Source organism: Flavobacterium sp. (assembly GCF_028712645.1).
GTDB lineage: Bacteria > Bacteroidota > Bacteroidia > Flavobacteriales > Flavobacteriaceae > Flavobacterium.
Map to the genome: position 1 here is coordinate 1 of NZ_JAQTPQ010000262.1, position 4,792 is coordinate 4,792.

Below are 4,792 nucleotides of genomic sequence, written 5' to 3' on the forward strand. Positions count from 1 at the left end.
AATAAAGTTTTGGATATTATTATCGACAAAAAAAGCAAAGGCGAAAATATTGCAGTCGTTGTTTCGGCACGAGGAAATGCAACCGACGAACTAGAAGACATTTTGACGATTGCGGCCAAAAACGGTAATTACAAACCCTTGTTAGAAAGTTTTAAAAGCTACCAACAAAATGGTTTCGCAAATATTGATTTATCACAAGAATTTGCAACACTAGACAAGCTTTTTGAAGGCATCAGTTTGATAGGCGATTTTAGCGAAAAAATTAAAGATCAAGTCTTGTCGCAAGGCGAAGTAATTTCGGCCAAAACAATAACTTCCCTTTTAAATGAAAAAGGAATTAATGCCCAGTTTGCTGATTCTCGCGAATTGATAAAAACGGATTCGAAATTTGGTGACGCCCAACCTTTGGAACAAATTTCGAAGAAAAATGTGGTTGATTATTTTAAAAAACACACCGATAAAGTTGTTGTTATTACGGGTTTTATTGGGTCGAATGCAAATAATGAAACGACTACTTTGGGAAGAAATGGCAGTAATTATTCGGCTTCTTTGATTGCCAATTTTCTTGATGCTGAAGAATTACAAAACTACACCCACGTTGACGGAATTTACACTGCTAATCCAGATTTAGTTCCTGATGCCAAGAAAATAGACCGTTTATCTTTTAATGAAGCTAATGAAATCGCCAATTTTGGAGCAACCATTTTGCACGCCAAAACGATTATTCCATTATTGGAACGAAATATCCCTTTGCGAATTTTGAATACTTTCAACTATGATAATCAAGGAACATTAATCACTTCAAAATCCAATAAAGAAGGAATTAAAACACTTTCGGTTCTCGAAAATGTGTCATTAGTAAACCTTGAAGGAAGAGGATTATTAGGAAAAACTGGTGTCGATGCTCGAATTTTTAGAGTTATGGGCGACAATGATATTAGTGTAAGTATCATTTCGCAAGGTTCATCAGAGAGAGGAATTGGACTTGTGGTTGCTGCTGATAAAGCAACTAAAGCAATGATCGAATTAGAAAAAGAATTCGAAAATGATTTCTATTCGAAAGACGTCAACAAAATTTCAATTACCGATGATGTTTCAGTGATTTCGATAATTGGACAGGATTTGAGTACTTTTCATAAACCGTACACGGCTTTGATTAAAAACAAAGTGGTACCAATTCTTTTCAACAATACAGTTACAGGTAAAAATGTGAGTTTGGTAGTTAAAAAATCGCAATTGCATAAAGCGTTAAACGTAATTCACGGAGAAATTTTTGGAGTTTCTAAAAAAATAAACATTGCCATTTTTGGGCACGGATTAGTTGGAGGAACCTTAATTAACCAGATTTTAGAATCTGCGGCAACTATCGAAAAACGCAAGGATATAAAGCTGAATATTTTTGCTATTGCGAATTCTAAAAATGTGCTTTTAAACAAAAATGGCGTTTCGCAAAATTGGAAAAACGAGATTCAAACCAATGGATTTTCGTATACAATTGATGATATTATTGCTTTTGCCAATGATAACAATCTTGAAAATCTAATTGCTGTTGACAACACGGCAAGCTCAACATTTGTTGAAAATTATGTGAAATTGGCCGAAAGCAGTTTCGATTTGATTTCTTCGAATAAAGTAGCGAATACGTTGAGTTATAAATTTTATAAAGATTTGAGAAAAGTATTGGCCGATAATCAAAAGACTTATTTGTATGAAACCAATGTTGGAGCCGGATTGCCATTGATAGATACTATAAAATTATTGCATCTTTCGGGTGAAAATATCACCAAAATCAAAGGAGTTTTCTCTGGAACTTTGAGTTATTTATTCAATAATTTCTCAGCAAAAGACGTTCCTTTTAGCGAAATTTTAAAAGAAGCCATCGACAATGGTTACACCGAACCCGATCCAAGAGAAGATTTATGTGGTAACGATGTGGGCAGAAAATTATTAATTTTGGCAAGAGAACTAGACTTGCAAAATGAGTTTGAAGAAATAGATATTCAAAACTTGATTCCAGAACATTTAAGAGAAGGAATCGTTAACGATTTCTTGCATAAATTAAAGGAATTCGACCCTATTTATAACAAAATAAAAGAAGACCAAGAACCCAATCACGTCTTGAGATACATTGGCGAATTGTCGGGCGATTTACAAAATGACAAAGGAAATCTTGAAGTTAAATTAGTTTCCGTACCTTCGGATACTGCTTTGGGCGGATTGAAAGGTTCTGATTCTTTCTTCGAAATTTACACCGAATCGTACGGTGACAGACCTATTGTAATTCAAGGAGCTGGCGCAGGTTCAGCAGTAACTGCGAGAGGCGTTTTTGGAGATATTTTGAGATTATCCGAGAAAGGTTAGGGATTTTAGATTGTAGATTAACGATTTTTGATTTTTGCAGGCTATGGGCAATTAATAATAAAAATTTTATTTATGAATAGTTTTGAAGAAGTTAAGAAAGAGTTATACAGGTTTGAAGATTTAGGAGTAGAAGAATCTGAAAATGGTACAATCCTAATAGGTAAAGCAATTCATATAGCACCATTAGCTTGGTTAAACAAGATATATCCTGTTTTGAACGAGGAAGATATTTTGCTAATGGAAAAAGAATTAAAGACGAATGTGCCACAAGATTACAAGGATTTTTTAACCAATTTTAGTAATGGTCTTAATGTTTTTGTTGCTACATTCAGTTTATATGGTTTGAGGAAAGCATTAGGGCGTTCAGTAGAAGCAAGTAGGCAACCATTTTCTATTTTTACGCCTAACTTATATGAAAGACCAGAAAATGCGAAAGATCATTACTTTTTTATAGGAGGGTACAATTGGGATGGCTCAAATCTTTACATTGACAAGAAAACTAATAAAGTTCATTATTGTGACAGGTGGGATGCTACTTCATTATTTGAGTGGAATTCATTTGATGAAATGATAGTTTCTGAAGTAAAACGAACAACTAATTTATTTGATGATAAAGGACTCGTTTTGGATGAAAACAATTATACAACTCCAATTGAAATAAAATAATAGAAAGAGTATTCAAGTTTAAAATAAAAAATCCGCGTTTGAAAATCCGTTTCATCCGCGTCCAAAAAAATAAACAATGAAAATAACACTAAACAGAGTAAACGACAACTTCCACTTTGAATTAAAAAATGAACGTGGACATATTGTAAATGTAGATGCCAGACCTGATTTTGGAGGCAACGATATGGGACCAAGTCCAATGGAATTAATCTTGATGGGAGTGGCTGGTTGTAGCGGAATCGATATGATTTCGATACTAAAAAAGCAACGTCAGGAAATTACTTCTTTCAAAGCTGAAGTTGAAGGCGAACGCATACAAGTGGGCAAAGCAAAACCATTCAAAGATATTTATGTAGTTTTTTATTTGGAAGGAAATATCAAAGAAGATAAAGCAGCAAAAGCTGCCCAACTTTCTTTCGAAAAATACTGTTCGGTTTCTAAAACATTGGAACCAACGGCAACGATACATTATAAAGTAGTTTTAAACGGCGAGGAATTAGCTAAAATCTAAAACCGTCAACAATCAACAATCAACTTATTACAATGGACGAACACGAATTTGGTTTTGAAACCCAAGCCATCCGCACCCAATTAGAAAGAACTCAATATTTAGAGCATTCAGTGCCTTTGTACTTAACTTCTAGTTTTGTATTTGAAGATGCCGAAGATATGCGTGCCTCATTTGCCGAGGAGAAAGATAGAAACATATATAGCCGTTATAGCAATCCAAATAACAACGAATTTGTAGAGAAAGTTTGCCAAATGGAAGGCGCTGAGTCTGGTTTTGCCTTTGCCTCCGGAATGGCTGCGGTCTATTCGACTTTGGCGGCTTTGTTAAACTCGGGAGATCATATCGTTTCTGCGGGAAGTGTGTTTGGCGCAACCCACTCTTTGTTTATCAATTATTTTCCAAAATGGGGAATAGAAACTTCGTATTTTGATATTGATAAGCCTGAAACTATCGAGAGTTTTATCAAGCCAAATACTAAGATTCTTTTTGCGGAATCCCCTACGAATCCAGCTGTAGATATTATTGATTTGGAATTGTTGGGTGCAATTGCCAAAAAACACAATTTGATTTTGATAATCGATAATTGTTTTGCGACACCTTATTTGCAACAACCTATAAAGTGGGGAGCGCATTTGGTGGTGCATTCTGCAACAAAATTAATGGATGGACAAGGTAGAGTTCTGGGAGGAATTACAGTTGGTAATGCCGAATTGATTCAAAAAATATATTTGTTTTCTCGATTGACTGGACCTTCTTTATCACCGTTTAATGCTTGGGTATTATCAAAAAGCTTAGAAACTTTGGCGATTCGTTTAGACAGACATTGCGAAAATGCATTGAAAGTAGCCGAGTTTTTAGAACAGCATCCAAAGGTAAATAAGGTAAAATATCCATTCTTGAAATCACATCCACAATATGAAATTGCCCAAAAACAAATGAAGTTAGGCGGCAACATTGTGGCTTTCGAAATTAAAGGCGGAATTGAAGCAGGAAGAGCTTTCTTGGATAAAATAAAATTGTGTTCGCTGTCGCCAAATTTAGGAGATACCAGAACCATTGTAACGCATCCAGCATCAACAACACATAGCAAATTGTCTGTCGAAGAACGTTTGGCAGTAAGTATCACTGATGGTTTGGTGCGTGTTTCCGTAGGATTAGAAACCGTGAAAGATGTAATTGCTGATTTGGAACAGGCTTTGGCTTAAAATTTATAATTATTGATTCCTGCAAAATAGCCCACGGTTTAAACCGTGG

4 protein-coding genes are annotated in these 4,792 nt (G+C 35.0%); all 4 read left to right on the forward strand.

Features of this window, described 5'->3' with window-relative positions; genetic code table 11:
- On the forward strand, window positions 1–2,361 hold a 2,361-nt coding region (gene thrA, locus PHC28_RS15765), incomplete at its 5' end, for a bifunctional aspartate kinase/homoserine dehydrogenase I (RefSeq protein WP_300102847.1).
- Window positions 2,362–2,433: 72 nt separating this feature from the next.
- A complete protein-coding gene (locus PHC28_RS15770; protein ID WP_300102850.1) occupies window positions 2,434–3,027 on the forward strand; it encodes an SMI1/KNR4 family protein in 594 nt (197 codons plus the stop codon).
- A 76-nt stretch (window positions 3,028–3,103) separates the two neighbouring features.
- Window positions 3,104–3,538, forward strand: coding sequence for an OsmC family protein (locus PHC28_RS15775; protein WP_300102853.1), 435 nt, complete (start codon window positions 3,104–3,106; stop codon window positions 3,536–3,538).
- A gap of 32 nt (window positions 3,539–3,570) precedes the next feature.
- Window positions 3,571–4,743 carry an aminotransferase class I/II-fold pyridoxal phosphate-dependent enzyme gene (locus PHC28_RS15780; RefSeq protein WP_300102856.1) on the forward strand — a complete coding sequence of 391 codons (1,173 nt, stop codon included), beginning with the start codon at window positions 3,571–3,573 and terminating at the stop codon, window positions 4,741–4,743.
- Window positions 4,744–4,792: the final 49 nt, after the last annotated feature.

Bases quoted from the DNA above. Each gene is read 5' to 3' on its own strand.
- PHC28_RS15780 (WP_300102856.1), top strand. From the start codon at position 3,571: ATGGACGAACACGAATTTGGTTTTGAAACCCAAGCCATCCGCACCCAA.
- PHC28_RS15775 (WP_300102853.1), top strand. From the start codon at position 3,104: ATGAAAATAACACTAAACAGAGTAAACGACAACTTCCACTTTGAATTA.
- PHC28_RS15770 (WP_300102850.1), top strand. From the start codon at position 2,434: ATGAATAGTTTTGAAGAAGTTAAGAAAGAGTTATACAGGTTTGAAGAT.